29 protein-coding genes are annotated in these 26,191 nt (G+C 69.9%); 8 read left to right on the top strand and 21 right to left on the bottom strand.

What is annotated here, in order from left to right; genetic code table 11:
- The first annotated feature begins 1 nt into the window (after position 1).
- Positions 2-1,183 carry a heparan-alpha-glucosaminide N-acetyltransferase domain-containing protein gene (locus FQ377_RS09020; RefSeq protein ID WP_148600899.1) on the top strand — a complete coding sequence of 394 codons (1,182 nt, stop codon included), beginning with the start codon at positions 2-4 and terminating at the stop codon, positions 1,181-1,183.
- Between the two features lie 19 nt (positions 1,184-1,202).
- On the opposite strand, the gene FQ377_RS09015 is transcribed toward FQ377_RS09020, so the two are convergent.
- From FQ377_RS09015 to FQ377_RS08985, 7 genes are read right to left on the bottom strand one after another with little or no spacing between them, the layout of a single operon-like run.
- Complete coding sequence (locus FQ377_RS09015; RefSeq protein WP_148600898.1) at positions 1,203-1,688, bottom strand: hypothetical protein; 486 nt, start codon at positions 1,686-1,688, stop codon at positions 1,203-1,205.
- Positions 1,685-2,455 carry a 4-hydroxy-tetrahydrodipicolinate reductase gene (gene dapB, locus FQ377_RS09010; RefSeq protein ID WP_148600897.1) on the bottom strand — a complete coding sequence of 257 codons (771 nt, stop codon included), beginning with the start codon at positions 2,453-2,455 and terminating at the stop codon, positions 1,685-1,687. The genes FQ377_RS09015 and dapB overlap by 4 nt, the downstream gene beginning before the upstream one ends.
- Positions 2,456-2,464: 9 nt before the next feature.
- A complete protein-coding gene (locus FQ377_RS09005) occupies positions 2,465-2,896 on the bottom strand; it encodes a molybdenum cofactor biosynthesis protein MoaE (protein ID WP_148600896.1) in 432 nt (143 codons plus the stop codon).
- The gene (locus FQ377_RS09000; RefSeq protein ID WP_148600895.1) at positions 2,883-3,368 is read right to left on the bottom strand and encodes a MogA/MoaB family molybdenum cofactor biosynthesis protein; all 486 of its coding nucleotides are present in this window, start codon (positions 3,366-3,368) and stop codon (positions 2,883-2,885) included. The genes FQ377_RS09005 and FQ377_RS09000 overlap by 14 nt, the downstream gene beginning before the upstream one ends.
- Entirely contained in the window at positions 3,365-3,853 is a 489-nt protein-coding gene (moaC, locus tag FQ377_RS08995; RefSeq protein WP_148600894.1) for a cyclic pyranopterin monophosphate synthase MoaC, read from the bottom strand. The genes FQ377_RS09000 and moaC overlap by 4 nt, the downstream gene beginning before the upstream one ends.
- A gap of 48 nt (positions 3,854-3,901) precedes the next feature.
- Positions 3,902-5,191: a molybdopterin molybdotransferase MoeA gene (locus FQ377_RS08990; protein WP_148600893.1), complete on the bottom strand. Its 1,290-nt coding sequence runs from the start codon at positions 5,189-5,191 to the stop codon at positions 3,902-3,904.
- A 58-nt stretch (positions 5,192-5,249) separates the two neighbouring features.
- On the bottom strand, positions 5,250-6,800 hold the full coding sequence (locus FQ377_RS08985; protein ID WP_316245920.1) for a molybdopterin-dependent oxidoreductase: 1,551 nt from the start codon (positions 6,798-6,800) through the stop codon (positions 5,250-5,252).
- Between the two features lie 169 nt (positions 6,801-6,969).
- Between FQ377_RS08985 and moaA the strand changes: the two genes are divergently transcribed.
- From moaA to FQ377_RS15230, 5 genes are all read left to right on the top strand, one after another.
- Positions 6,970-8,040: a GTP 3',8-cyclase MoaA gene (gene moaA, locus FQ377_RS08980; protein WP_148600892.1), complete on the top strand. Its 1,071-nt coding sequence runs from the start codon at positions 6,970-6,972 to the stop codon at positions 8,038-8,040.
- Between the two features lies 1 nt (position 8,041).
- Positions 8,042-8,293 carry a MoaD/ThiS family protein gene (locus FQ377_RS08975; protein WP_148600983.1) on the top strand — a complete coding sequence of 84 codons (252 nt, stop codon included), beginning with the start codon at positions 8,042-8,044 and terminating at the stop codon, positions 8,291-8,293.
- Positions 8,294-8,347: 54 nt separating this feature from the next.
- Positions 8,348-8,641 (top strand): DUF503 domain-containing protein, encoded by a 294-nt coding sequence (locus FQ377_RS08970; RefSeq protein WP_148600891.1) that lies wholly within the window; start codon positions 8,348-8,350, stop codon positions 8,639-8,641.
- Between the two features lie 80 nt (positions 8,642-8,721).
- A complete protein-coding gene (locus tag FQ377_RS15235) occupies positions 8,722-8,964 on the top strand; it encodes a maleylpyruvate isomerase family mycothiol-dependent enzyme (protein WP_316245919.1) in 243 nt (80 codons plus the stop codon).
- Between the two features lie 32 nt (positions 8,965-8,996).
- Entirely contained in the window at positions 8,997-9,170 is a 174-nt protein-coding gene (locus FQ377_RS15230) for a hypothetical protein (RefSeq protein WP_316245918.1), read from the top strand.
- 61 nt (positions 9,171-9,231) lie between these two features.
- Here FQ377_RS15230 and FQ377_RS08960 read toward each other — a convergent pair whose 3' ends face one another.
- From FQ377_RS08960 to truB, 8 genes are all read right to left on the bottom strand, one after another.
- Positions 9,232-10,608: a M16 family metallopeptidase gene (locus FQ377_RS08960; protein WP_148600890.1), complete on the bottom strand. Its 1,377-nt coding sequence runs from the start codon at positions 10,606-10,608 to the stop codon at positions 9,232-9,234.
- Positions 10,609-10,717: 109 nt separating this feature from the next.
- The gene (locus FQ377_RS08955) at positions 10,718-12,970 is read right to left on the bottom strand and encodes a polyribonucleotide nucleotidyltransferase (RefSeq protein ID WP_148600889.1); all 2,253 of its coding nucleotides are present in this window, start codon (positions 12,968-12,970) and stop codon (positions 10,718-10,720) included.
- Between the two features lie 258 nt (positions 12,971-13,228).
- Complete coding sequence (gene rpsO / locus FQ377_RS08950; protein ID WP_136452925.1) at positions 13,229-13,498, bottom strand: 30S ribosomal protein S15; 270 nt, start codon at positions 13,496-13,498, stop codon at positions 13,229-13,231.
- A gap of 103 nt (positions 13,499-13,601) precedes the next feature.
- Entirely contained in the window at positions 13,602-14,621 is a 1,020-nt protein-coding gene (locus tag FQ377_RS08945; protein WP_148600888.1) for a bifunctional riboflavin kinase/FAD synthetase, read from the bottom strand.
- 155 nt (positions 14,622-14,776) lie between these two features.
- Entirely contained in the window at positions 14,777-15,442 is a 666-nt protein-coding gene (locus FQ377_RS08940; RefSeq protein ID WP_148600887.1) for a DUF4345 domain-containing protein, read from the bottom strand.
- Positions 15,443-15,487: 45 nt separating this feature from the next.
- The gene (locus tag FQ377_RS08935; RefSeq protein WP_148600982.1) at positions 15,488-15,907 is read right to left on the bottom strand and encodes a hypothetical protein; all 420 of its coding nucleotides are present in this window, start codon (positions 15,905-15,907) and stop codon (positions 15,488-15,490) included.
- Positions 15,908-15,954: 47 nt separating this feature from the next.
- Positions 15,955-16,323 carry a hypothetical protein gene (locus tag FQ377_RS08930; protein WP_148600886.1) on the bottom strand — a complete coding sequence of 123 codons (369 nt, stop codon included), beginning with the start codon at positions 16,321-16,323 and terminating at the stop codon, positions 15,955-15,957.
- A 2-nt stretch (positions 16,324-16,325) separates the two neighbouring features.
- Positions 16,326-17,273, bottom strand: coding sequence for a tRNA pseudouridine(55) synthase TruB (gene truB / locus FQ377_RS08925; protein WP_148600885.1), 948 nt, complete (start codon positions 17,271-17,273; stop codon positions 16,326-16,328).
- Between the two features lie 44 nt (positions 17,274-17,317).
- Between truB and FQ377_RS08920 the strand changes: the two genes are divergently transcribed.
- A complete protein-coding gene (locus FQ377_RS08920) occupies positions 17,318-18,499 on the top strand; it encodes a pyridoxal phosphate-dependent aminotransferase (RefSeq protein ID WP_148600884.1) in 1,182 nt (393 codons plus the stop codon).
- Between the two features lie 78 nt (positions 18,500-18,577).
- Here the strand turns inward: FQ377_RS08920 and rbfA are convergent, their stop codons facing one another.
- The 5 genes from rbfA to FQ377_RS08895 all read right to left on the bottom strand — a co-directional run bounded on the left by rbfA (position 18,578) and on the right by FQ377_RS08895 (position 24,202).
- A complete protein-coding gene (gene rbfA, locus FQ377_RS08915; RefSeq protein WP_148600883.1) occupies positions 18,578-19,009 on the bottom strand; it encodes a 30S ribosome-binding factor RbfA in 432 nt (143 codons plus the stop codon).
- Positions 19,010-19,116: 107 nt separating this feature from the next.
- A complete protein-coding gene (gene infB / locus FQ377_RS08910) occupies positions 19,117-22,005 on the bottom strand; it encodes a translation initiation factor IF-2 (protein ID WP_148600882.1) in 2,889 nt (962 codons plus the stop codon).
- 124 nt (positions 22,006-22,129) lie between these two features.
- A complete protein-coding gene (locus FQ377_RS08905) occupies positions 22,130-22,531 on the bottom strand; it encodes a YlxR family protein (protein ID WP_148600881.1) in 402 nt (133 codons plus the stop codon).
- Between the two features lie 41 nt (positions 22,532-22,572).
- Entirely contained in the window at positions 22,573-23,562 is a 990-nt protein-coding gene (gene nusA, locus FQ377_RS08900; RefSeq protein WP_148600880.1) for a transcription termination factor NusA, read from the bottom strand.
- A complete protein-coding gene (locus FQ377_RS08895; RefSeq protein ID WP_148600879.1) occupies positions 23,552-24,202 on the bottom strand; it encodes a ribosome maturation factor RimP in 651 nt (216 codons plus the stop codon). The genes nusA and FQ377_RS08895 overlap by 11 nt, the downstream gene beginning before the upstream one ends.
- A gap of 173 nt (positions 24,203-24,375) precedes the next feature.
- On the opposite strand from FQ377_RS08895, the gene FQ377_RS08890 reads away from it, so the two are divergent.
- Complete coding sequence (locus FQ377_RS08890; RefSeq protein ID WP_187393305.1) at positions 24,376-25,371, top strand: DUF4439 domain-containing protein; 996 nt, start codon at positions 24,376-24,378, stop codon at positions 25,369-25,371.
- Between the two features lie 6 nt (positions 25,372-25,377).
- Here the strand turns inward: FQ377_RS08890 and FQ377_RS08885 are convergent, their stop codons facing one another.
- Positions 25,378-26,190, bottom strand: a complete 813-nt coding sequence (locus FQ377_RS08885) for a sulfite exporter TauE/SafE family protein (RefSeq protein WP_148600877.1) — start codon at positions 26,188-26,190, stop codon at positions 25,378-25,380.
- Between the last annotated feature and the right edge of the window lies 1 nt (position 26,191).

The raw sequence follows: 26,191 nt of genomic DNA, 5'->3' as shown, positions 1-26,191 counted from the left end.
GATGCACACGATGCCCGCTTCCCGGCGGCTGACCGGGATCGATGCTGCCCGCGGGGTGGCGCTCTTCGGCATGATGAGCACGCACGTGCTTCCCCTGTACGTCCCGGGGACCGTCGAGGCGACCTGGACGGCACTGCTGTTCGCGGGCCGCGCCTCGGCCCTCTTCGCCGTGGTCGCCGGTATCGGCCTGGCACTGCTCACCGGCGGCAGCACTCCCCACCGCGACCGGACCCTGTCCGCGGACCGGAGGGGCATCCTCGTCCGCGCCCTGATCATCGCCTGCATCGGTCTCGCGCTCGGCGGTCTCGAGACGAACATCGCGATCATCCTCTTCCATTACGGCGTCCTGTTCCTGGTCGCCCTGCCCTTCACAGGCCTGCGGGCCGGAGCGCTCGCCGGCTGGGCTGCGGCCTGGTTGCTCCTGTCACCGGTCGTGGCGTACCTGCTGCGGCCCCCGGTGTCCGCCACCGTCGACCCACCCGCCCTCGGCGACAATCCGGTCTTCGAGCATTTCCTCGTTCCGCAGACGCTGGCCGCCGACATCTTCCTCACCGGGTACTACCCGGTGCTGCAGTGGCTCGGACTGGTGCTCGTGGGCATGATGATCGGGCGGCTCGAGCTGGCCCGCCTGGGTGTCCAGCTGGCGCTCGTCGGTGGCGGTGTCGCCGCTGCCGTCGGCGCGAAGCTCGTCAGCGCGCAACTGCTCGGACCGGGCGGCGGACTGGCGGCCCTGCTGCAGACGCCGGACGGGAGCAGGTACCCGCTGGAGGCGATGCTCGACGTGGGGCTCGGCGGCGTGGACCAGTCGGGGTCCTGGTGGTGGCTCGCGGTGAGCGCGCCCCACGCGGGGACGCCGCCGGATCTGGTGCACGTGGCGGGGTGCGCGGCAGCCGTCGTGGGTCTGTGCCTCCTGCTGACCCGTAGATTCCCGCAGGTCCTGCTGCCACTCTCGGCGCCGGGTGCCATGACGCTGACCCTCTACAGCCTGCACGTCGCCGCCATGAGTGTCGCCGACCAGCTGGAGCAGCTGCCCGATCCGCTGCTGCTGCTCTGGGTGCAGATCCTCGTCGCGGTCGGCGTCGGCATCCTCTTCCGCCGCCTGAACTCCCGCGGACCGCTGGAGCTCCTCACCTCGGGAGCTGCGGGAGCTGCACGCGAGGGCGTCATCGAGCGCCAGCGCTAGGGGCGGTCCCGCGCCGGTCTCAGGCCGCGGATCCCTCGCCGTGCTCCCGGTACAGCCGAGCGGCGTCGCGCATCGCCTGCCGGGCGCGCTTGCGGTCCCCCGCGACGTCGTACGCGCACGAGAGCCTGAAGCGGCCTCGCCAGCTCTCCGGGTCGGCCTCGACCTCGGCCTGGTACGCGGGGAACGCCGCGTCCGCCGCGGACCGGACGATCCGCCCGGCCGGCGTCCTCGGCAGGTCGTCGACGGGCAGGCCGCCCTCGCTCTCGAGCTGCCTCGCCATGCGCTGCGTCCGGGCGCCGAACAGCAGTTCACGGATCATGGCCCAGGCGCCGATGCACGGCAGCAGCAGATAGCCCGCACCGATCGCCTTCGCCACGGGCTCCGGATCGCCGAGCAGCAGGAAACTGCGCTGGAAGGCGATGACGAGCCAGAAGACGAGCAGCGCGGTCACGAGCAGCACACCGAGCTTCACGCTGTGCTCCCGGTAGAACTCCAGGAGTTTCACGACGCGGCGCCGGTCTGCAGGTCCAGATAGCCGTCGAGTCCCACCGTGAGCCCGGGATGCTCCGCCACGGAGCGGATACCGAGCAGCACACCGGGCATGAAGGAGGCGTGATCGAAGGAATCGTGCCGGAGCGTCAGCAGCTCACCGGGACTGCCGAGCAGCACCTCCTGGTGCGCCGTGAGTCCGCGCAGCCGCACGGAGTGCACCGGGATACCGTCGATCGTGGCCCCGCGCGCGCCGTCGAGCGGGTCCCGCGTGGCGTCGGGTGCCTCCGGCACACCGGCTGCGCTGCGTGCTGCGGCGACGAGCCGTGCGGTGCGTGCCGCCGTGCCCGACGGTGCGTCGATCTTGTCCGGGTGATGCAGCTCGACGATCTCCACGGACTCGAAGTACCGCGCCGCCGTAGCCGCGAAGGCCGTGGCGAGCACGGAGCCGAGGGCGAAGTTCGGGGCGATCAGCACCCCGGTGCCGGGCGCTTCGACGAGGACCGCCGAGAGCTGCTCCAGCCGCTCCGGCGTCCACCCGGTGGTCCCCACCACGGCGTGCATCCCGTGCCGGACGGCGAACACCACGTTGTCGTACGTCGCGTCGGGGACCGTGAGATCGACGACCACACGGGCTCCGGCAGATACCAGCGGGTCGAGCGGGTCACTGCTGCCGAGCGCTGCGACGAGTTCCAGCCCGGGTGCGGCCCGGATCGCGGCGACGGCCGCGGCGCCCATGCGTCCGCGTGCACCCAGCACGCCGACGGGCATCAGTTCGGTCATGCCTCCAGCCTACTGTCCGATACCCACCCATTCGACGGTGCCGTCCGAGAAGAACTGCTCCTTCCAGACGGGTACGCGCTCCTTGACGAGGTCCACGAGATCGGAGCAGGCCCTGAAGGCCTCCCCGCGGTGTGCTGCCCCGACCGCGGCGACCAGCGCCTGGTCCCCGATGGCCAGCGGTCCCACCCGGTGCGCCACCCAGATCCGGATGCCGTCGTGCCTGCTCGCGATCTCCTCGGCCACCTCGCGGATGACCCGTTCGGCGCTCGGGTGCGCGGAGTAGCTGAGCGACGTCACGCCGCGGCCGCCGTCGTGGTCCCGGACGACGCCGCTGAAGCCCACGATGGCGCCGCAGTGCGGCGAGTCGACGCCGGTATGCGCCTCCTCGGGGGTGATCGCCTCAGCGGCGACGGCGGCGTGGACGACTTCACCGGTGGTCATTGTGGCCCTCCAGTTGGGAGCAGATGTGGTCGATGAGGGGTGAGAGCACGGCGAGCCCGTCGCGCACGCCGCCCGGGGAGCCGGGCAGATTGATGACGAACGTGGAGCCCGCGCTGCCGGCCAGACCACGGCTGAGGACGGCGGTGGGGATCTTCCCGGCTCCGGCGCCGCGGACGGCCTCCATGACGCCCGGCAGACTGCGGGTCAGGTACGGCAGGGTCTGCTCCGGGGTCGTGTCGTCGGGACTGAGACCTGTTCCCCCACTGGTGATCAGCACGGCGGGACGGTCCTCGAGTGCGGCGCCGATCGCGGTGCCCACGGGGTCGCCGTCGGCAACCACGACGGCGGTGCCGACGGCGAAGTCATGCTCGTAGAGCCAGGCCGCGATGATCGGGCCGCACTCGTCCTGATAGGTGCCGGCGGCCGCGCGGGTGGACGCGATGACCACGGCTGCGGGTCGAAGGGTCGTCATACGGTCCAGTCCCCGCTCTTGCCGCCGGACTTCGCGAGGACCCGCGTGCCGTTGATCACGGCACGCTTGTCCACCGCCTTGATCATGTCGTAGAGCGTCAGTGCGGCCACCGAGGCGGCGGTCAGCGCTTCCATCTCCACGCCGGTCAGCGCCGTCGTCCTGACGAGCGCGACCACGCGGATGCTGCCGCCGGCCGGTTCGAAGTCCACGGTGACCTTGGACAGCGGCAGCGGGTGGCACAGCGGGATCAGCGTGGAGGTCTGCTTGGCCGCCATGATGCCGGCCACCCGGGCCACGGCGAGGGCATCGCCCTTGGGCAGCTGCCCGTCGGCGACGAGGGCGACGACGTCGGCGGTGGTCTCGAGCGTCGCCTCGGCGACGGCCTCCCGGGTGGTCGCCTGCTTCCCGGAGACATCCACCATGTGGGCCGTGCCGTCGGCCCGGACGTGGGACAGCCCCTCGACGGAGGGGGGAGATTCACTCATGGCATCCTTCTCTGCAGTCCTGGTCGATCGATGATGTTCCCGCGGCACTCACCCCGTACCGACGCTCTCGGTGACGAGCACGTCGACCACGGCGAAGGGATCGCCCGGTACGGGGCCGATCAGGGTGATCTCCACACGCTCCCCCTCCCGCACCGCGGAGACCCCCTCGGGCAGGTGCACGAGGCAGTTCGACCTCGAGAGCGCATGGAGCAGATGTGAATCAGGGCCTCCCACCAGGGCCACCCTGCCCTCGCGGTAGAGCCCACGCCTCAGCTGGTGCTTGGCCTCCGGGCTGCGGACGTCCTCCACGAGGATCGCCTCCAGGACGGGCCGCGGTGCGGGAAGGCCGGTCAGCTGGTGCAGGGCCGGGCGGAGGAACATCTCGAAGGAGACGATGGCGCTGACCGGGTTGCCGGGGAAGCCCAGGAAGGGGATGCCCGAGATGGTGCCGTGGGCCTGGGGGCCTCCGGGCTGCATGGCGACGGAGGAGAATTCCACGCTGCTGTCGGCCAGCGCCTGCTTGACCACCTCGTACGCACCCTGGCTGATCCCTCCGGTGCTCAGGACGAGGTGGGTGCTGCCCGCGGTGATGGCCGCGAAGGCCTCCCGCAGCACGGCGGGGTCGTCGCCGAGCAGTCTGTGGCGGGTGACGTCGGCGCCGGCCTCCACCAGCGCCGACTCCAGCAGTGTGGTGTTGGCGTCGTAGATCCGGCCGGGGAGGAGCGCCGCTCCCGGTTCGGCGACCTCGTCACCGGTGGACAGCAGCAGGACGCGGAAACGGGGGCGCACGGGGACGGCGTCCACCCCGCAGGCGGCGAGCAGTCCCAGCTGCGAAGGTCCGAGGAGTGTCCCGGCCTCCAGCGCGGTCTCCCCCGCCGCGATGTCGCTGCCCGCACGCCGCACGTACTGCCCGTCCGTGCTGCCTCCGGGGAGCTGCACCTGCGCGTGCCCGTCGGCCAGCTCGGCCGCGGAGTAGAACTGCGCGGGCACGGCGCGCTCGATCGGGACGACGGCGGCTGCCCCGTCGGGCAGCATGGCGCCGGTCATGATGGGGGCGGCGGTTCCGGACTCGAGCCGGGAGGACCCCGATCCGGCGGCGATGGCGTCCGTCACCGTCAGCGTGACCGGCTCCGCGAGATCCTCCGCGCGCACCGCGTAGCCGTCCATCTGGGAGTTGTCGAAGGGGGGCAGGCTCACCGGGGCTCGGACGTCCCCGGCCAGCGCCCGCCCGAGCGCCTCTCCGAGCGGGAGGACCTCCGCCGCGTCGTCGTGGTACCCGCTGCTCCACCTGAGCAGTCCGGCGATGGCGGCACGGTGTTCGACGACGGTTCTTCTCATCACTGCCTCTCGTGCGGGGTCTGCGGACTGCGTCCTGCACGACGGTGGTCGCGGGGGTCTAGGTCACCGTGAACGATACCGTGTGCAGGCCCTCGGACCCGTTGGGCGCGGGAGCGACGTCGGCAGCCGACTGGACGCCCCCGTCCCGGTCGATCGCCCGCGACTGCACCGTGTGGGAACCTGCCTCCAGCGGCAGCGTGGCCCTGTACTGCACCCAGGTGTCCGCGGAGACGGGCGTGGCGAGGGTCGCTGCCTGCCAGGGGCCGCCGTCCACCCTCACCTCGACGCGCCCGATCCCTGTGTGCTGGGCCCAGGCGACGCCTGCCACCACGACGTCGCCCGCCGGGAGATCTCGGCCGGAACGGGGCACGTCGATGCGCGAGGACGTCTTCACCGGTCCGCGCGTCGACCAGCCGCGCGTGGACCAGTACGCGGAGGCGTCGGCGAAACGCGTGACCTCCAGCTCGGTGACCCACTTGGTCGCGGAGACGAAGCCGTAGAGCCCGGGGACCACCAGGCGGACGGGGAAGCCGTGCTCCACCGGCAGGGGCTCGCCGTTCATCCCGACGGCCAGGAGCGCATCGCGGTCGTCGGTCAGCGCATCGAGCGGTGTGCCGGCGGTGAAGCCGTCCACGCTGCGCGAGAGGACCATGTCGGCACCCGGGCGGACACCTGCCCGGGCGAGGAGGTCCCTGACCGGCCAGCCCAGCCATCGTGCGGTCCCCGTGAGATCCCCGCCCACGGTATTGGACACGCACGCCAGGGTGACATGGCGTTCCACCAGCGGCAGCGCGAGCAGCTCGTCGAAGGTGATCTCCACGTCGCGGTCCACGAGGCCTGTGACCTTCAGCGACCACCCGGCGGCGTCGACCACGGGTACCACGAGGGCGGTGTCGATGCGGTAGAAGTCGTCGTTGGGTGTCACGAGCCGGCTGATGCCCTCGACGTCGAGGACGGCGCCGTCGGGCACGAAGGAGCCCTCCGCCGGCGGCGTGGAGCCGACCGGTGCCGGGAGGGTGATCGCGGAGCGCTGCCGGGTCACCGTGGACTGGCCGGAGCGCACGACCGAGGCCGCAGCACCCGTGGCCGCGACGACGACGACGGCGCCCCCGGCCCCCTGGAGGAATCGCCGTCGTGCGGGGGCCGGGCCCACCTGATCGCTCCCGGGCTCACGCGTCCACCTGTCCAGGGACCGGAGGAGCGCCCGGAGCACGAGGATCGCCACGAGGGCGGCGGTGACAGGCGCCACGAAGGACACGAGCGAGGCCTGCGGCCGGGATGCGACAGCGAGGGCGCCGAGTACACCGAAGGCGAGAACCACCGCGCGCCCCGCGAAGGGCCGCCGGTGTTCGAGCACGCCCGCGGCGAGGGCCAGCACGAGGATCAGTACGGCGATGGTGAGAAGGAACACGGTCTTGTCCGCTGTACCGAACCAGGCGATGGCCCAGTCCTTGACGCCGGGGGGCAGCACATCGATCACGAACGACCCCACGGCGCTCACGGGTGACACCGACGGACTCACCGCGGCCGCGGTCAGCTCTCCCCCGATCACGCCCAGCGCGACGGCGAGAGCGCCGGACACGGCTGCCCAGGTGGTGGTCCGCATCATCCGCGCCTTCCCGGCCGCGCCCCCGACCACGACCCTTCGTCGGAGCTCGCGGGGAACGACCCGACCCTTACACGAGCGCCGGGGGCAGGGCGTTCCGTGGTCCGTCCCACAGGCTCCTCTGCCGCAGCCTGGTGCGCCCTCCGGGGGCCCGAGGGCGTAGGCTCGAGCCATGGGAACACACCTGGGAATGCCGAGTGTTGCCGGCCGATCCGCGACGACGGGCCTGCTGGACACCCACGGCCGACAGGCCACCGACATGCGCCTGTCCCTCACCGACAAATGCAATCTCCGCTGCACCTACTGCATGCCCGCCGAGGGCCTGAACTGGCTGCAGAAGGACGCCGTGCTGTCCCGCAAGGAGATCGTGCGCCTGGTCCGCATCGGCGTCGACGATCTGGGCATCCGGGAGCTGAGGCTCACCGGTGGCGAACCGCTCGTCCGCGCGGACCTGCTGGACATCATCCGCGACATCCGCGCGAATCATCCGGAGCTGCCCATCTCCATGACCACGAACGCGCTGGGGCTGGACCGCCGCGCCGTGCAGCTGAAGGAGGCGGGGCTCACGCGGATCAACGTGTCCATGGACTCGCTGCACCCCGAGACCTTCGCCCAGCTCACCCGGCGCCCCTTCCTGGACCGGGTGCTGAAGGGCATCGAGGCGGCGGCTGCGGCCGGACTGGGACTGGTCAAGATCAACGCCGTCCTCATGCGCGGCATCAACGATCACGAGGCACCCGATCTCGTGGAGTGGGCCGTGGCCCGCGGCTTCGAGCTGCGCTTCATCGAGCAGATGCCCCTCGACGCCGACCACGGCTGGACGAAGGAGGGCATGGTGACGGCAGCCGAGATGCGCGCCCTCGTCGAGACGCGCTTCGTCCTCACCCCGGATCCCCGCAACCGCGACGGCGCGCCCGCGGAGCGCTGGGAGGTCCGCTCGAAGGAGGCGCCCGACGTCGTCCTCGGCACCGTGGGCATCATCGCCTCCGTCACGGAGCCCTTCTGCGCCGACTGCCGCCGCACGCGCGTCACCGCGGAGGGCAAGATCATGAGCTGCCTGTTCTCCCGGGAGGAGACGGACCTGCGGGACCTGCTGCGGTCCGAGGCGGGCGACGACGCCGTGGCGCAGCGCTGGCGCGACGCGATGTGGCTGAAGCCCCGCGCCCACGGTATGGATCACACCGGCCTCGGCGCGGCAGACTTCGTACAGCCCGATCGATCGATGAGTGCCATCGGTGGCTGAGGTGCTGGTGAGGTATTTCGGGGCGGCTCGTGCGGCCTCCGGAGTCGACGAGGAACGCATTGCCGCCGGGCGCGAGCTGGGGGCCGTGCTCGAGGACCTGCGAAGCAGGACGGCCGTCGCCGGACTCCCACCGCTGGGCAAGGTCCTGGACCGGAGCAGTTTCCTGCTCAACGAGGTGGCCCTGCGGGACCATGGGACGGTACTGCAGGCCGACGACGTCCTCGACATCCTTCCGCCCTTCGCGGGCGGATAACCGAGCCCGAGCCCGCATCTCAGGCCGTGCTCCTGAGCGAGAAGGGAGACCGAGGTGTGGATCGGTTTCGTGGAATTCGACCTCCTGCTCGGCGACGTCCATTCACTGAAGGGCAAGCGGTCGGTGGTCCGCCCGCTGATAGCAGATCTGCGCAGGACGTTCGACATCTCCGTCGCCGAGGTGGGCCATCAGGAGCTGCACCGCCGGGCCGTCGTAGGAGCGGGCCTGGTGGGAGCGGACCGGCAGCACGTGGTGGATGTCCTGGACCGTGTGGAGCGCCACGTCGCGGCACGTCCCGAGCTGGAACTGCTCAGTGCCCGGCCGCGCGTCCTCCACAGCGAGGACTGACGTGACCGGGTCAGGGCAGGGCCTACCCTCGCCCCGGCGACATGCCGGGTCAGGTTGAGGTACGAAGCACTATGGCACCTGTGACGAAAGCTGAGACCTGGGCCGCGGTCCACGCCGAGCGCCAGGCCCTGATCGATGACCTGGCGGTACTCGACGCGGCTGGGTGGAACACTGCCTCGCTGTGTCCCGGCTGGGACATCCACGATGTCCTCGCGCACCTCGTCGATTCGGCCAGGACCACCCGACGGGGCTTCATGCGCGGGATGCTGGCGGCGCGGTTCGACGTCGACCGGGCCAACGCCGACGGGATCAGGCGCGCCTGAGAACGAGCGTCAGAATCGGCGGTGGCAAGGAGATGGCGCAGGGGTATCGCCTGATCGCCTCCGATACACCCTTCGATCACGGGAGCGGACCCGAGGTGCGCGGATCCGGCATCGCTCTTCTCCTCGCGGTGTCGGGCAGACCGATCGGGACCGACGAGATCGCCGGTCCCGGAGTCCTCGGTCTCCTCGGGACGGACGCCACTTGACCGGCCCGGCCGAGGACAGCCCGGCCGAGAACCCTGGACGCCGGGCCCTGGCGGCTTCGGCCTAGGCGCCTGCTGAGAAGTCCTCGGCCGAATCGAACGGCCCGACGACGACGGTGGTCCTGGGCGCGGCCGCGAGCTCACGGGCGAGTGACTGCACGTCCTCAGCCGTGACCGCGCGGATGCGCTCCAGGGAGACGTCCATGTCGGCGAACTCGCCGGACACCAGCTCCGACCTCCCGAGACGGGACATCCGGGAACTGCTGTCCTCGAGCGCCATGACGAGCCCTCCGGAGAGCTGGCCCACGGCCTTGCGCAGCTCCTCCGCGTCGATGCCGTCCGCTGCCAGCCGGTCCAGTTCGCTGCCCAGCAGCTCGATCACCTGGCCGGTCTTGGCCGGCGAGCACCCCGCATACATGCCGAAGTAACCGGTGTCGGCGTAGGCGGCCGAGAAGGAATAGGTGGCGTAGACCAGGCCGCGCTTCTCGCGGATCTCCTGGAACAGTCGTGAGGACATCCCCCCACCCAGGACGGCGTTGAGCACGCTCATCGCGAATCTGCGCTCGTCCGTCGCCGTCAGCGACGGGCAGCCGACGAGGATGTTCGACTGCTCCACGGCCCTGCGGATCACGTGCGTGCCGGACACACCGCGGACCGCGACAGGTTGCGCCAGGCGACGCCGAACCGGCACGGCGCCGTCCTCGAGCTCCCATCCCGCGCTCTCGAGGGCGCGCTGCACCAATCGGCAGACCACGTCGTGGTCCAGTCCACCCGCGGCCGTGATGACCAGTTCCCCGGGCTTGTAGTAGCGCCGGTAGTGCGCCAGCACTGCCTCCCGCGGAACCGCCTGGATGGCGTCCGGGGTGCCCCCGATCGGCCGGCCGAGACTGTGGTCGCCCAGGACGAGCTCCACGAACTTCTCGTGGGCGACGTCCGCGGGGTCGTCGCTGTCCATCGCGATCTCCTCGAGGATGACGTCGCGCTCCTGCTCGAGTTCCTCGGGGTCGAGCACTGCCGAGGTGACCATGTCCGCGATGACGTCGATGGCCATCGGCAGGTCGGTGTCCAGTACCCGGGCGTAGTAGCAGGTGTTCTCCTTGGCGGTGGCCGCGTTGGACTCTCCCCCCACCTCGTCGAAGGCGGAGGCGATGTCCATGGCGCTGCGCCGTGAGGTGCCCTTGAACAACAGGTGCTCCAGGAAGTGGGTGGAGCCGTGCTCACCCTCCGCCTCGTCGCGGGAGCCCACACCGACCCAGAATCCGATGGTGGCCGAGCGCTGGCCCGGCATGGCCTCGGTGAGCACCCTCACGCCTCCGGGCAGGACGCTGCGCCGCACCACATTGCCGCTCGGATCACCGGAGACGAAGGTGGGGTCACTGCCGTCACCGCTCGGGCGTGGCGTGGGTTGCAGGGGCAGGGAGACGACCGAGGACAGGGACATGCCGATCTTTCTTGAGGGTTCGGAAAAAGGCGGACGGCCCCGGCGCGATCCCGAAGGACCGGTGTGCGCCGGGGCCGTCCAGTGCTCAGCAGGAGCGGTACAGCTTCGATCAGCTCTCTGCGCCGACGGCTTCGGGCAGCTCGGTCCCGGCCTCGTCGTCGGCGACATCCGCCACGACGGGCGAGAGGGAGAGCTTTCCGCGGTCGTCGATCTTGGTGATCTCCACCTGGACCTTCTGGCCCACGGAGACGACCTCGTCGACGTTGTCGACACGCTTGCCACCGGCGAGCTTGCGCAGCTCGGAGATGTGCAGCAGTCCGTCCTTGCCCGGGGTCAGGGAGACGAAGGCGCCGAAGGTCGTGGTCTTGACGACCGTGCCCAGGTAGCGCTCACCGATCTCGGGGACCTGCGGGTTGGCGATCGCGTTGACGGCGGCGCGCGCGGCTTCGGCCGACTCGCCGTTCGTCGCGCCGATCAGCACGGTGCCGTCGTCCTCGATCGAAATGTCCGCTCCGGTGTCCTCCTGGATCTGGTTGATCATCTTGCCCTTCGGGCCGATGACCTCGCCGATCTTGTCCACGGGGATACGCACCGAGATGATCCGCGGAGCGAACTCGGAGAGTTCGTCCGGGGTGTCGATCGCGGCCTGCAGCACGCCGAGAATGTGCAGGCGGGCCTCGCGGGCCTGCTTCAGCGCCGCTGCGAGCACCGAGGCGGGGATGCCGTCGAGCTTGGTGTCCAGCTGGATGGCCGTGACGAACTCGGAGGTCCCCGCAACCTTGAAGTCCATGTCGCCGAAAGCGTCCTCGGCACCGAGGATGTCCGTCAGCGCCGCGTAGCGCGTCTGGCCGTCCACGACGTCGGACACGAGGCCCATGGCGATGCCCGCAACGGGCGCACGCAGTGGCACACCGGCATTGAGCAGGGACAGCGTCGACGCGCAGACCGAACCCATCGAGGTGGAGCCGTTGGAGCTCAGCGCCTCGGACACCTGGCGGATCGCGTAGGGGAACTCCTCGCGCGTCGGCAGGACGGGCACGAGGGCGCGCTCTGCCAGTGCTCCGTGACCGATCTCGCGGCGCTTCGGCGAACCGACGCGGCCGGTCTCACCGGTGGAGTAGGGCGGGAAGTTGTAGTTGTGCATGTAGCGCTTGCGCGTGACGGGCGACAGCGAGTCGATCTGCTGCTCCATCTTGAGCATGTTCAGCGTGGTGACACCCATGATCTGGGTCTCGCCGCGCTCGAAGATCGCCGACCCGTGGACGCGGGGCAGCACCTCGACCTCGGCCGTGAGCTGGCGGATGTCACTCAGGCCGCGACCGTCGATCCGGACCTGGTCCTTGAGGATGCGCTGGCGGACCACGGCCTTGGTGAGCGAGCGGAAAGCTGCGGACAGCTCCTTCTCGCGTCCCTCGAACTGGCCGCCGAGGCTCTCCATGAGCTCGGCCTTCAGCGCGTCGGATGCGCTCTCGCGCTCCTGCTTGTCGGCGATCTGGAAGACCTGGGTGAGCTTGTCGGAGCCGGCGGACTCGACAGCCGCGTAGACGTCGTCCTGGTAGTCGAGGAACACGGGGAACTCGACCGTGGGCTTGGCTGCGCGTCCCGCCAGATCCGACTGTGCATCACACAGTGCGCGGATGAAGGGCTTGGCCGCCTCGAGGCCGTCGGCCACGATCTCCTCGGTGGGAGCAGTGGCGCCGTTCTCCTTGATGAGGTTCCAGGAGTTGTCGGTGGCCTCGGCCTCGACCATCATGATGGCGACGTCGTCCCCGGTGACGCGTCCGGCCACCACCATGTCGAACACGGAGTTCTCGAGCTCGGAGTGCTTCGGGAAGGCGATCCACTGGTCGTTGCCGCTGCCGTCGGAGACGAGGGCCACGCGGACGCCGCCGATGGGGCCGGAGAAGGGCAGACCGGAGAGCTGCGTGGACATGGACGCCGCGTTGATGGCGACGACGTCGTAGCGCACGTCGGGGTTGATGGCGAGGATGGTCACCACGACCTGGACCTCGTTGCGCAGCCCCTTCACGAAAGCGGGGCGGAGCGGGCGGTCCATGAGACGGCAGGCCAGGATGGCCTCCGTGGAGGGACGGCCCTCGCGACGGAAGAACGAGCCCGGGATGCGCCCTGCGGCGTACATGCGCTCCTCGACGTCGACCGTCAGCGGGAAGAAGTCGAAGCCCTCGCGCGGGTGCTTGCCGGCCGTGGTGGCGGAGAGCAGCGCTGTGTCCTCGTCGATGTAGACCATGGCGGAGCCGGCGGCCTGCTGGGCGAGACGCCCTGCTTCGAAGCGGATGGTGCGTGTTCCGAAGCGACCGTTGTCGATCACTGCTTCGGCGAACTGGATTTCGGGACCCTCCATTGAGAGTCACCTCCGTTTCCTAGTAGCGGAGGCAATCGGCACCCGTCATGGTGTGTCCCTCATGGACCCACCACTGCACCTGGTCTTCGATGGAGATCCACGGAGCTCCCAGTGCGAGGCTCCGGAGATCACTACCGAGGACCGCGGATGCGCGGTGCCGGCTGGCTCCTGTTATGCGGTACGAACCTGCTCGGGCAGGTTCTTCGATGCGTGACAGAAGGCGGCTCCCCATCCGGGGACGCCGCCTTCGTGTGTCAGCTAGCGGCGCAGGCCGAGACGCTCGATGAGCGTACGGTAGCGCGTGATGTCGGTGTCGCGCAGGTAGTCCAGCAGACGACGACGGCGACCGACGAGGAGCAGCAGACCACGACGTGTGTGGTGGTCGTGCTTGTGCATCTTCAGATGCTCGGTCAGGTCGAGGATGCGGCGGGACAGCATGGCGATCTGTACCTCGGGCGATCCGGTGTCGCCTTCGGCGAGGGCGTACTGCTTGATGATGTCCTGCTTGATGGCGGCGTCAAGGGCCACGAGTAACTCCTGGGGTTGTACCGTGAGCATGAACCGTGCAGCACGTGCGTGCGTGCACGAAAAAATCCAGCCACCACGGACTGCAGCCGGATCAAAGCCCAGTTTAGCCTTCGGCCCGCTGTTCTGTCGAAAGCAGGGCGTGAGGCTGCGCCGAGAGCAGCGTGCGGGCCTGGCCCACGTCGAGCTTCATCTGCTCGATCAGCGCCTCGGGTCCCCGGTAGGTCACCTGGCCGCGCAACCGGTGCAGGAATTCGACCACCACGGACTGCCCGTAGAGATCGAAGTCCTGGACACGCTCGGGCGGACGGTTGATGACGTGGGCCTCGACCTGGCGCGAGACGCCCTCGAAGGTGGGATTGGAGCCGACGGAGATGGCCGCGGGCCAGCGGACCCCGGACTCGTCGATGAGCCATCCGGCGTAGATGCCGTCCGCGGGGATGAAGCCCTGCGAGGAGGGGGCAAGATTCGCCGTCGGATAGCCGAGCTCGCGACCCCGCGCCGCGCCGTGCACCACTTCGCCTCGCATGCGGTGCTCGCGCCCGAGGACACGACCGGCGGTCTCGACGTCGCCAGTCTCCAGGGCCTCCCGCACCCAGGTGGACGAGCAGCGCCGGTCCCCGTCGGCATCCGTGGACCGCAGCGGATAGCTCGCTCCGAAGTCCTCGATCGCGATGACCTCGAACCCGAGCTTCGCGCCGAGCTCGCGCATCGTGTCGAGATCCCCGCTGTTCCCCCGGCCGAAGCGGACATCATGGCCCACGACCACGGCCTTGGCCCCCAGTGCGCGGACGAAGACCTGCTCCACGAAGTCCTCCGGCGAGTTCGCAGCGAACTCCAGCGTGTAGTGCATCATCAGCAGGGCGTCGATCCCGGCATCGGCGAGCATCTCCACCCGGTCCTCGAGCCCCATGATCAGCTCCGGCGCGGACTCCGGACGGTGCACCTGGGCAGGGTGCGGGTCGAAGGACACCACGACGGCGGCGGCGGAACGCTCCCGTGCCGCATCGAGGACCTGCTGCAGCACCTGCTGGTGGCCTCGATGCACGCCGTCGAAGTTACCGAGGGTCAGGACGGACGGCCCGAAATCCTCGGGCACCTCGCCCAGATCTCTCCAGTAATACACACAGCTCCTTCAGGATCGGTCGACGACGCCACGAGCCCTCCTGCAGGGTCGCCGCTCCCATTATGGCCGAAAGGCGCGGCGCGGCGGTCACCGGCGCAGCGCACGCAGGCTGCGACCGGCGGGCTGTGACCGGAGCGCCGCCGGCGGCACGATGATCAGGCGCGCTCGTCGAACTCGCGGCGCAGCTCGCTGGTCTTGGCGATGAACTTGTGCCACACCAGGAGCGCAGGCGGGAAGGCCAGTTCCACGACCATCAGGATGATCATGATGTAGTTCGGTGTGCCCGAGAAGGCCCAGGACAGTACCCGGCCAATACCACCGATGAACACCATGAGGCAGACGAGCCACAGCATGTTGGCCCACTGGAACTTCACCGCTATGGTGATGAACGCCGCTCCCACGCCGATCATCATGGCCGAGAAGAAGCGGAACTGGCTCTCGAGCGTCGGGTTCACCACACAGGTCTCCGTGTCGGGCAGACCTGCCGATCCGAGGATCAGGTAGTACGCGCCGAAGCCGGCGAGGACGAGCCCGACCAGGATCACGACGGTGCGGAAGACACTCCAGTCACTCCCCCGGTCCTTTGCCCCGCCCTTGCCGGCACTGCGGTCGCCGGGTGTGCCGGAGGCGTCCACCCCCGCCTTCTTCGGGTTGGTGGCGCTGCTTCGTCCCGCGTCCTTGCGGGCGTCCCTGGCGGTGACCGGCGGCGTGCTACCGGGCGTCGCGCTACCGGCGCTGCGGCCGGCTCCGCTGCCGGAGCCCGTGGCCGCCGGGCGACCGGCCGGGGAGGCATCGTGGTTCTCGGGGCTCGTGCTCGTCATGTCGCTCCAAAGGGGCCGGGCGGATGGTGTTCCAGCGTCATACTCTCACGGGCCGTCCCGGCCCGGCCGGGTGCGACGCAGCCAGAGCAGCCCGAGCACGGGCAGGACGAGGGGCACGAAGCCGTACCCCCGGCCGAAGGCCGACCACACCGTATCGCTCGGGAACGCCTGCGCGTCGAAGATGCTCAGGGCGCCCACGGTGAGGACCCCCACGAGTTCGAGGCTCACGGCGATGAAGGACACGGCGTAGGCGCGCGCACCCGGGCGGGCGAGGGAGACCGTGGCGACGACATAGACGACGGCCGCGAGAGCGGAGAGGAGATAGGCCACGGGCGCCTCGGCGAACTTGGTCGCGATCTGGAATCCCGCCCGCGCGGTCGTGGCGAGGGCGAAGATCCCGTAGACCGCGATCAAGAGGCGCCCTGGCCCCTTGGCGCGGCTCGAGGGCAGCCCGTCGAGGCCGATCTCCGCGGAGCCGGGACGGTCCGCGCCGTCGGTGCGCTTCCTGCTGCTCACAGCCCGGCCACCCCTTCCCATATCTGCTGCATCCTGAAGAGCATGACGAAGACGGTCAGACCGGCCGCGGCGAGGACGATGTTGCTCCATCGCGTCTTGTCGAGGATCGACCACCAGAACGCCGCGACGGGGACCACGAGTGCGGTCAGCAGATAGCCCCAGAACTCCCAGGGCTCCCCGAGGACGGGCTCTCCGGTGAGCTGCCGGACGGCCGCACCCACGGCGTAGGCCAGCAGGAACAGCTCCACCGCAGCGACGGAGAGGATCGTGATGTCGTTGGGTGGCTGGCGCAGCAGCGCGGCTCCGACACAGAGCACGGCCGACAGCACACAGACCAGGACGCCTATGACGAAGAACGGATCCACGCTCAGCTCCCGCCGGGCGCGAAGACGAGAACGGTCCGCGCCGAGTCGGCACGATTCTCCAGCAGCGCCACGAGGGTGCCGTCCGGTGCGTAGGCCGCCACGGGGTCGGGTGCCTCGCTGGGGCCGATCCTGCGCCCGTGCGAGACGTCGGCAGCCTCTGAGTCGGTGAGTTCCCGGACGGGGAACAGGGCGCGCCCGGCGTCGTCGAGCGGGAGGAGCTCGAGGGACTCCGCGAGCTGGTCGAGCGTGCGCGCCTGCTCGATCGGGTAGGGCCCCACCCGCGTGCGGCGCAGCGCTGTCAGGTGGCCGCCGACGCCGAGGGCCTCGCCCAGATCCCGGGCCAGGGCGCGGATGTAGGTTCCGGAACTGCACTCCACGGTGACCTCGACATCCTGCATCCGGCCATTGCTGACGCGCTGGATGGCGTGGATCTCGAATCGGTGCACCGTGACGGCGCGCGCAGGGAGATCGACCTCCTGACCCGCACGGACCCGGGCATAGGATCTCTCTCCCTTGACCTTGATGGCGCTGACGCTGCTCGGCACCTGCTGGATGTCACCCGTCAGTGCGGCGGCTGCTGTGTGGATCTCCTGCTCGGTGACGGCGGCGGCGATGCTCCCGCCGGTGACCTCACCCTCGGCGTCGTCGGTAAGGGTGGACTGGCCGAGCCGGATCGTCGCCGTGTAGGTCTTGGTCGTGCCCACGATGAAGGTCAGGAGCCGGGTGGCACGATTGATCCCGATCACCAGGACACCGGTGGCCATCGGATCGAGGGTCCCCGCGTGTCCCACCTTGCGGGTGCCGGCGAGCCGACGCAGCCGTCCCACCACGTCGTGGCTGGTCCAGCCCTGAGGCTTGTCCACGATAATCAGTCCTGAGTGGACCTGCCCGGAATTCACGCCTCCCAGTATATGGTCCGCCACCCTGTCCCCCGCGCCGAACGGGCCCATCCGGGCAGCAGCCGCGCGGGCGCCCGCGCGATACGATCTGGGCTATGCCCTCCGCTCCAGCCCACGTGGTGAATGTCCCCGTCAACCAGATCCGCGAGATCACGCAGGCCGCCTGGGCCCTGCCCCACTCGATCGTCCTCAGTATCGGTGAGCCGGCCTTCCCCGTGGCGCGGCACGTACTCGAAGCAGGCATCGCCGCACTCGACAGGGACGACACGGACTACACGCCGAACGCGGGGATCGCGGAGGTCAGGGCCGCCTTCGCCGAGCGCTTCTCGCAGCTCTCCGGGGTGGCGGAGGAACCTCACCGCGCCTTCGTCGTCGCAGGCGCGCAGCAGGGCCTGCACCTGGCGCTGAGTACCCTCATAGCCCCCGGTGACGAGGTCCTCGTCCCGGACCCCGGATATCCCACCTTCGCCATGACCGTCGGTCTGCTCAATGGTGTGCCCGTGCCGTACGCGCTCTCACCGGAGCACGGTTTCCAGCCCCGGATCGAGGAACTGCAACGGCTCGTCACGCCCCGCACCCGGGTGCTGATGCTCAATTCGCCCTCGAACCCGCTCGGCTCGGTCTTCGACCACGACCTGACGCGGGACCTCGTGAGATTCGCCCACCAGAACGACCTCTGGGTCATCTCTGACGAGTGCTACGAGGCCTTCACCTACGACGTCCCGCACGTGAGCCCCGCACGGTTCGACGCCGGTGGCCCCGAAGCCGTCGACGAGGCAGGGGAAGCCCGGGTGTTCACCTCGCTCACGCTGTCCAAGACCTACGGTCTGACGGGTCTGCGGATCGGCGCACTCATCACGCCGCCCGGCATGGAGACCCTGCTCGCCAACATCATGGAGGCGACGGTCTCGTGCGTCTCGGCGGCGTCGCAGTACGCGGGCCTTGCCGCCCTGCGCGGACCCCAGGACTACGTCTCCGAGGCCCTGGCGCACTACCGCCGCAACCGCGACGCCGCCACGGACGTGCTGGGCGGCCTGGGGATCGCCTCCCTCGACGCGAAGGGAGCCTTCTACCTGTGGGCCGATGTATCGCACGCGACGGGCGGGGACGTGCGGGCCTGGACGAGGTCCTTCCTCGCGGAGCGTGGGGTGGCGCTCGCTCCGGGCACGGCTTTCGGCGCGATGGGCGAGGGGTGGGTCAGGATCGCACTCTGCGGCAGGACCGACGATCTCGTCGAGGGCCTCTCACGGCTGCCGCGTTCGCCTGGGCCCTCCTGAGAACCGCGTAGCAGCGAGAAGGGGAAGCGGACCATCCGGTCCGCTTCCCCTGCCCGTTCAGGTGGACCGTCCGCTTCTCTAGCGGTCCGCCTCGTCGGCGGTCCGGTACGGATCGGCGTCCCCCGCGAAGTCGGCGCCCTGGGCGATCTCCGCCACTTCGGCGTCGCGCTCACGGGCCCGCTGCAGGAGTTCCTCCAGATGACTCGCATTGACCGGCACCTCGTCCGGGACGAATTCGAGGGTCGGTGTCAGGCGCGCCGTGATGTTCCGGCCCACCTCGGACCGCAGCACACCGCGCGCTGATTCGAGGGCCATCCTCGTGGCCTGCTGCTCGGCCGGGTCACCCAGCACCGTGTAGTAGAGGGTGGCGTGCTGCAGGTCGTTGGTCACGCGGGAATCCGTGATGGTCACGGCTTCGAGTCGTGGATCCTTCACACGGCGCCGCAGTGCTTCGGCGACGATGACTTTGATGCGCTGCGCGAGCCGCGCGGCGCGGGCCGGATCTGCCATGGGTCTTTCTCCTACTGACACGAAGGTGGTCGGACCCTGCTGGGGGGTCCGGGGGTCCGACAGGAACAGGCGCCCCGTGCTCCGGGGCGCCTGTTCCGACCGAGGTACTACGCGCGGGGCTTCTCCCGCATCTCGAAGGTCTCGATGGTGTCGCCTTCCTTGACGTCGTTGAACGAGCCCAGGCCGATACCGCACTCGAAGTCCGTGCGGACCTCGGTGGCATCGTCCTTGAAACGCTTGAGCGAGTCGACGGAGAGATTGTCCCCGACCACCTTGCCGTCGCGGAGGACACGGGCCCTGGAATTTCGCCGGATGATCCCGGAGCGGACGATCGAGCCGGCGATGTTGCCGACCTTCGAGGACCTGAACACCTCGCGTACCTCAGCGGTACCGAGCTGCACCTCCTCGTACTCCGGCTTGAGCATGCCCTTGAGAGCCAGCTCGATGTCGTCGATCGCGGCGTAGATGACCGAGTAGAAGCGCATGTCCACGCCCTCGCGCTCGGCGAGATCCGCCACGCGCTCGGCCGGCTTCACGTTGAAGCCGATGATGATCGCGTTGTCCACCGTCGCCAGGTTGACGTCGTTCTGCGTGATCGCCCCGACCCCGCGGTGGATGACGCGCAGCTGCACGCCCTCGCCGACGTCGATCTTGAGGAGCGAGTCCTCGAGTGCCTCGACGGCACCGGAGACGTCACCCTTGAGGATGAGGTTGAGGGTATCCACCTTGCCGTCGGCGACGGCCTGGTCGAAGTCCTCGAGGCTGATGCGCTTGCGACGCTTGGCGAGGGCCGCATTGCGGTCCGCCGCCTCACGCTTCTCGGCGATCTGGCGTCCGGTGCGCTCGTCGTCGGTGACGAAGAACGTGTCGCCGGCTCGGGGCACGTTGGACAGACCCAGCACCTGGACGGGGCGCGAGGGCCCTGCCGTGGTGACCACGTCGCCGTTCTCGTCGAACATCGCACGCACCCGGCCGTGGGCCGTACCCGCGACGATGGTGTCCCCGACATTGAGTGTCCCGGACTGGACGAGCACCGTGGCCACTGCGCCGCGGCCGCGGTCCAGATTGGCCTCGATCGCGATGCCGCGGGCGTCCTTGTTCGGGTTCGCCCGCATGTCCAGCGCTGCATCGGCCGTGAGCAGCACGGCTTCGAGGAGCTCGTCGATGCCCATCCCCTGGAGTGCGGAGACGTGCACGAACATCGTGTCGCCGCCGTACTCCTCGGGAACCAGGCCGTACTCGGTGAGCTGGCCCTTGACCTTGTCCGGGTTCGCGCCTTCCTTGTCCATCTTGTTGACGGCGACGACGATCGGCACGTTGGCGGCCTGGGCGTGGTTCAGCGCCTCGACCGTCTGCGGCATGACGCCGTCGTCGGCAGCCACCACGAGCACCGCGATGTCCGTGACCTTCGCACCACGGGCACGCATCGCGGTGAACGCCTCGTGGCCCGGGGTGTCGATGAAGGTGATGGCACGCGTGGTGTCCTCGTGGACGTGCTGGATCTGGTAGGCACCGATGTGCTGGGTGATGCCTCCGTGCTCGCCCTCGACCACCTTGGTGTTGCGCACTGCATCGAGCAGGCGGGTCTTGCCGTGGTCCACGTGTCCCATGACCGTGACCACCGGCGGACGGGCCTCGAGCTGATCGTCGCCCTCGGCCTCGAGCTCGGCATCGAAGTCGATGTCGAAGCTGCTCAGGAGCTCGCGCTCCTCGTCCTCGGGCGAGACCACCTGGATCTTGTAGCCGAGTTCGGTGCCGAGCACCTCGAAGGTCTCCTCGTCCAGCGACTGGGTCGCCGTGGCCATCTCACCGAGGTGGAACAGCACGGTGACCAGTGCGGCCGGGTTGGCCTCGATCTTGTCGGCGAAGTCCGTGATGGACGAGCCGCGGCGCAGGCGCACCGTCGAGCTGCCGTCTCCGCGGGGTACGCTCACGCCACCCAGCGAAGGAGCCGACATCTGCTCCAGTTCCTGCCGCTTCGCCCGCTTCGACTTGCGCTGCTTGCCGCGACCGGCGCCACCCTTGCCGAAGGCTCCGGCGGTACCGCCGCGTCCGCGGCCGCCCTTGCCGAAGCCGCCACCGGCCGGTGCGCCGCTCGGGCTGTTGGGGGCTCCACCGGGCCCACGGCGTGGACCGGCTCCTGCACCGGGCGCTCCGCGGCCCGGCGCCGCCGGACGCTCGGTGCGATTCGGCATCATGCCGGGAGTGGGACGCGAGCCGGGTGTACCGGGACGCGGAGCCCCGGGACGGGGTGCTCCGGGGCGGGGCCCACCCGCACCTGCGGCCGGACGGGGTCCGCCCGCTCCGGCGGCCGGGCGCTGCTGCGTGTCGTCACGTCGGCCGGGACGGGGCATGCCCTGCGAGGGTGCGAAGGGGTTGTTCCCCGGACGCGGTGGGCGATCGGCGCCGCGGTCGGCACCACGATCGGTGTCGCCGCGACGGGATCCCATTCCCTGCGAGGGTGCGAAGGGGTTGTTCCCCGGACGCGGTGCACCGCCGGGGCGGGCGCCCGAGGGCCGGGTCGCTGCTGACGGCGCCGCGGGCGGGGTGGCCGGACGGGGTCCGGGCCGGTTGCCCGAATCCTGGTCGCCCTGTGCCTGCGGCGCGGGCGTCTCGGCTGCAGGGGCTTCCGCACCTGAGCCACCGGAGAAGGGTGAGGCCTGCGGTGTCGCCTCGGCCGCGGGCGGTGCCGCCGGCGAGGGTGCCGCGGGAGCCGGTGAGGGCGCCGCGGGCGTCTCCGGAGCGGGTGCTTCCGGGGTGGCCTGGGCAGCGCCCGGCTTGGGACCGGACGGTGCCGGCGCGGCCGGCCGCGCCGGAGCGGTGGCCGGCTTGGCCACGGCGTCGGGGAATGCGCCGCGAAGCTTCTTCACGACGGGCGCTTCGATGGTGGATGAGGCTGAACGGACGAATTCGCCCAGTTCCTGCAGTTTCGCAACTGCGTCTTTCGAGGTTATACCGAGCTCTTTTGCGAGTTCATGTACGCGGACCTTGGCCACATTTCTCCTGTCTCGGTCCGCACCGAGTCAGGCACGAACCGTCTATTTCCTACTGCTGGTCCCGGCCGCCGGAGCGGTCGGTACATCGAGTGCAGTGCGCAACGGATTGATCATCGTTGCGCACTCATCGCTGGGTGCTCATCGGATTTCCATGAGGGTGCTGACCCGCTTTCAGGGAGGGCGATGGTGGGTCGGAGCGTCCGTCTCGACGCTCCAGGTATGCGCGGAAGTCCACCGCGAACTGCGCGGTGTCCACCGGCCCGCGGAAGGCCCTGTTGAAGGCTCTCCGTTTGACGGCCGTGTCCAGGCATGCCGGGTCGGGGTGCAGCCAAGCTCCCCGTCCGGACAGTCGGCGCCGCTCGTCGATGACGGCGGCAAGCTGTCCGTCGATCGGTCGTGCGACGATCCGTATCACGTGTGACTGGCGGTCCCGCAGGCGACACCCCACACACGTGCGTCGCGGCTGGGTGTCCTCCTGTCGGCGCCCGAGTTCTTCCGGGCACAACTCGACAGCAGTCGGTTCCATTCTACCCCTTACATTCCCGGACGATGACCCGACCGCGGGTGTCAGGCCTGGGCCGCCTGCGTCGGTTTGGCCGCGTCCGAGATGATGTCGATCCGCCACCCGGTGAGCTTCGCCGCCAGGCGGGCGTTCTGGCCCTCCTTGCCGATGGCCAGGGAGAGCTGGTAGTCCGGGACGACCACGCGGGCCGACCGGGTCGCCTCGTCGGTGATGGTCACCGAGGTCACGCGCGACGGCGAGAGGGCGCTCGCGATGAACGCGGCGGCGTCGTCGTTGTAGTCGACGATGTCGATCTTCTCGTCGTTCAGTTCGCTCATGACGGCACGGACCCGGCTGCCCATCTCGCCGATGCACGCACCCTTCGCGTTGACACCCGGCAGATTCGCCTTCACGGCGATCTTGGTGCGGTGCCCGGCCTCCCGCGCGAGGGCGACGATCTCCACGGTCCTGTCCGCGATCTCCGGCACCTCGAGTTCGAAGAGCTTCCGGACGAGCCCCGGGTGGGAGCGCGACAGGGTGATGGAGGGCCCCTTCATGCCGCGGTGCACGTCGACGACGAATGCCCGGAGGCGTGATCCGTGCAGATACTTCTCGCCGGGGACCTGCTCGGGAGGTGGCAGGACGGCTTCCACGGTGCCCAGATTGACCTGCACCATGTGCGGGTTGTTGCCCTGCTGGATCATGCCGGCAACGAGCTCACCCTCCTTGCCGCGGAACTCGCCCAGGATGTTCTCGTCCTCCGCGTCCCGCAGGCGCTGCAGGATGACCTGCCGCGCGGTGCTCGAGGCGATCCGCCCGAAGCCCGTGGGCGTGTCGTCGAACTCGCCGACATTCTCGCCGTCCTCGTCCGTCTCGATGGCCCAGATGATCACGTGGCCGTTGCGTCGGTCCAGTTCCGCCCGCGCCTTCTCATGGGCGCCGGGCGTCCGGTGGTAGGCGATGAGCAGGGCCTGCTCGATCGTGGGGATCAGCCGGTCCAGCGGGATCTCCCGCTCCCGTTCCAGCAGTCTCAGCGCACTCATGTCAATGTCCATGTGGGTCTCCTTGCCCGTGGTGCACGTCGCCGGAGGTCTCCGGATCGGTCCCCTCGGAGTGTTCGTGGTGTTCGTCGTCGGCATGGGCGAATTCGACCTGGACCGTTCCCCTGCTGATCCTGCCGAACGGCAGCAGCTGCGGATCGCCCTGCTTGGGTTTCATGCCCTTCTTGACCGGCAGCTGCGGGAGGATCCGGACGCCGTCGTCGGTGACCTCCTGCAGTCGGCCGAGGACCAGGTCACCGTTCACCAGCTTGACCTCGATCATTCGTCCCACATTGCGGCGCCAGTGCCGTGGTTCGGTGAGCGGGCGGGAGACACCGGGCGAGGAGATCTCCAGGCTGTACGGGCGGTCGTCGTCCTCCGGGGCGGCGTCCATGGCCGCGGAGAGATCAGTGGAAATGGCGGAGATCACATCGAGGCCCACGCTTCCGGAGGCGCCCTCGGGAAGATCGACGACCACGTTCACGGTCCGGTGGGAGCCTGCCACCTTGATGTCCACGTCCTCCAGATAAAGATTGTGCCGCTCGACGACGGGCTGCAGTCTGGTGCGCACTCGCTGCGCTTCGACCCGGAGTTCGGCCTCGAGGGTGGTTCTGCGGATCGAGGCCTGCTGATCGTTCCCGGACCGGACTGCCATGGCTGCCTCCCACTCGATGATGTTGTCCTCCAAGAGTACCGATATTCCGCAGCGCCGCGTGTGGACGGGACGGCACGGGGCCGCTCGTGGGAGCATCATGAACTGTGACCGGGCGAGGGTGGGTGGAGGACGAGCACGTCGACCCTGCCCCCGGGCCCGGGCACTCAGCATCCGTGGGCCCTTGGCTCCTCCGGCTCGCCGCCGGGTTCGTCCTGGTGCTCATCCTGCTCACGCTCGGGGTGGGCGGTGGGAGTCCCGACGGGCACCGGATCGTGTCGTCCGCCGCCGAGCAGGCCCAGCTCGACACCGAGGGCCGCTTCAGGGCGCTCGCCGAGCAGGTGCGGGCTGCCACCGGCTCCGACAGCGCGCTCTCCGCACGGCTGGCCCCGCTCGCCGCTGATCTCGACGTGCAGGCCGACGCCGTCGCCCTGCCACGCCGTCCCGGCGGCGGAACCGGTTCCACATCCGCGGTGCCACCGACCACCGCTGCCGCGACCCCCGGGTCCGCCGCCGATCTGCTCCCGGCACTGCGGGAGAGTGCGCTCCGCAGCCTGCGGGACGCCGTGACCGCCGATCCCGGCCCCAGCCGGGTCCTCGCGGCGGCCGGCGCGAACCAGTGGCGCCACGCCGCCCTGCTCGGGGAGGCGCTCGACGTCGAACCCGGTCTCCCCCCGCCCGACGCCGTCGTGACCGCAGGAGAGACCCCAGCTGGGCCGGCGGAGGGCCAAGCCGATGCGTGCGCCGGTGCACCGCTGGGCCCGGAGGCCGACCGCGTGGCCCTGCAGTCCGCGCGGAGCGCCGAGGACCAGGCCGCATACGGGTACGAGGTTGCCGCGGGACTGCTGGACGACCCCGCGCCGGCACTCTCGCGTGCCCGGCTCCACGCGCACCTCGCGGACGCCGCGACAGCGAGGCTCGCCGAGCTGTGCGTGTCCGCCCCGACCGCTCCCCCCGCCTACACGATCGACGCAGCGTTCCGCGCCGACCCGGCGGCCGCACTTCGCGTCGTCGAACAGGACCAGGCCGAGCTCTACGCCGGTCTGTTGTCCACGGTCGGCTCGGGGGGCCGCGCCTGGATCGTCTCCTCCTTCAATGCAGCGGCCCAGCGCAGTCTCGCGGACGGGACGCCGCTGGGAGCCCTGCCCGGGCTGAGCACCGATGCGCCGTGACGTCGCTCAGGAAGCGGAGACGAGCGGGCGGAGATTCTCGATCCAGACGTCGTAGCCGAGTTTCAGGATCAGTGCCCCGACGACGACCAGGAACACCACCCGCACGAAGGTGCTGCCCCTGCTGACAGCCATCCGCGAGCCGAGGTACCCGCCGGCCATGTTCGCCGTCCCGAGCAGCAGACCGAGCCCCCAGAGGATGGAACCGTTGGGCAGGAAGAACATGAGCGCGCCGAAGTTGGTTGCCATGTTGACGATCTTCGCCTTCGCGCTGGCCCCGAGGAAGCTGTAACCGAGCAGGGTGACCATCGCGATGATCAGGAAGGATCCGGTACCCGGGCCGATCAGGCCGTCGTAGAAGCCGATCACCAGACCGATCCCCGCGGCCGTCCCATGGTGCCGCACACCCTGGTGCTTGAGCTTCGTCAGCGTTCCCACCGTGGGCTTGAGCGCGGTGAAGACCGCGACCGCGACGAGGGCGGCCACGATGACGGGCTTGAACACCGACGACGGCAGGGACGCCGCGAGGATCGCCCCGCCGAAGCTCCCCACCAGGGCCACCCCGGCCATGGGGAGCGCCGTCCGAAGATCCGGGTGCACCCGGCGGTAGTAGGTGACGGCGCTCGTAGTGGTCCCGAAGATGGAGCCAAGCTTGTTCGTCGCCAGCGCCTGCACGGGACTGATCCCGGGGACCAGGAGGAGCGCCGGAAGCTGCAGCAGTCCCCCGCCGCCCACGACGGCGTCCACCCAGCCCGCCGAGAAGCCGGCCATGAGGACCAGCACGATGGTGGCGAGGTGGATCTCCTCGAGTCCGGAGACCACG

This window comes from Arthrobacter echini (genome assembly GCF_008107445.1).
Lineage (GTDB): Bacteria > Actinomycetota > Actinomycetes > Actinomycetales > Micrococcaceae > Arthrobacter_D > Arthrobacter_D echini_A.
The sequence above is the reverse complement of the archived record's forward strand: the minus strand, read 5'-3'. Positions and strand labels throughout refer to the sequence as shown.

What these genes read in the sequence shown, in the direction of transcription:
- FQ377_RS08990 (WP_148600893.1), bottom strand. Translation starts at nt 5,191, where the DNA reads ATGAGAAGAACCGTCGTCGAACACCGTGCCGCCATCGCCGGACTGCTC.
- FQ377_RS08940 (WP_148600887.1), bottom strand. Translation starts at nt 15,442, where the DNA reads ATGACGAGCACGAGCCCCGAGAACCACGATGCCTCCCCGGCCGGTCGC.
- FQ377_RS08920 (WP_148600884.1), top strand. Translation starts at nt 17,318, where the DNA reads ATGCCCTCCGCTCCAGCCCACGTGGTGAATGTCCCCGTCAACCAGATC.
- moaA (WP_148600892.1), top strand. Translation starts at nt 6,970, where the DNA reads ATGGGAACACACCTGGGAATGCCGAGTGTTGCCGGCCGATCCGCGACG.
- FQ377_RS09005 (WP_148600896.1), bottom strand. Translation starts at nt 2,896, where the DNA reads ATGACCACCGGTGAAGTCGTCCACGCCGCCGTCGCCGCTGAGGCGATC.
- nusA (WP_148600880.1), bottom strand. Translation starts at nt 23,562, where the DNA reads ATGGACATTGACATGAGTGCGCTGAGACTGCTGGAACGGGAGCGGGAG.
- FQ377_RS15230 (WP_316245918.1), top strand. Translation starts at nt 8,997, where the DNA reads ATGGCGCAGGGGTATCGCCTGATCGCCTCCGATACACCCTTCGATCAC.
- FQ377_RS09020 (WP_148600899.1), top strand. Translation starts at nt 2, where the DNA reads ATGCACACGATGCCCGCTTCCCGGCGGCTGACCGGGATCGATGCTGCC.
- truB (WP_148600885.1), bottom strand. Translation starts at nt 17,273, where the DNA reads ATGGGCCCGTTCGGCGCGGGGGACAGGGTGGCGGACCATATACTGGGA.
- dapB (WP_148600897.1), bottom strand. Translation starts at nt 2,455, where the DNA reads ATGACCGAACTGATGCCCGTCGGCGTGCTGGGTGCACGCGGACGCATG.
- FQ377_RS09000 (WP_148600895.1), bottom strand. Translation starts at nt 3,368, where the DNA reads ATGACGACCCTTCGACCCGCAGCCGTGGTCATCGCGTCCACCCGCGCG.
- FQ377_RS08905 (WP_148600881.1), bottom strand. Translation starts at nt 22,531, where the DNA reads ATGGAACCGACTGCTGTCGAGTTGTGCCCGGAAGAACTCGGGCGCCGA.
- moaC (WP_148600894.1), bottom strand. Translation starts at nt 3,853, where the DNA reads ATGAGTGAATCTCCCCCCTCCGTCGAGGGGCTGTCCCACGTCCGGGCC.
- rbfA (WP_148600883.1), bottom strand. Translation starts at nt 19,009, where the DNA reads ATGGCAGATCCGGCCCGCGCCGCGCGGCTCGCGCAGCGCATCAAAGTC.
- FQ377_RS08895 (WP_148600879.1), bottom strand. Translation starts at nt 24,202, where the DNA reads ATGGCAGTCCGGTCCGGGAACGATCAGCAGGCCTCGATCCGCAGAACC.
- FQ377_RS08960 (WP_148600890.1), bottom strand. Translation starts at nt 10,608, where the DNA reads ATGTCCCTGTCCTCGGTCGTCTCCCTGCCCCTGCAACCCACGCCACGC.
- FQ377_RS08955 (WP_148600889.1), bottom strand. Translation starts at nt 12,970, where the DNA reads ATGGAGGGTCCCGAAATCCAGTTCGCCGAAGCAGTGATCGACAACGGT.
- FQ377_RS08985 (WP_316245920.1), bottom strand. Translation starts at nt 6,800, where the DNA reads ATGATGCGGACCACCACCTGGGCAGCCGTGTCCGGCGCTCTCGCCGTC.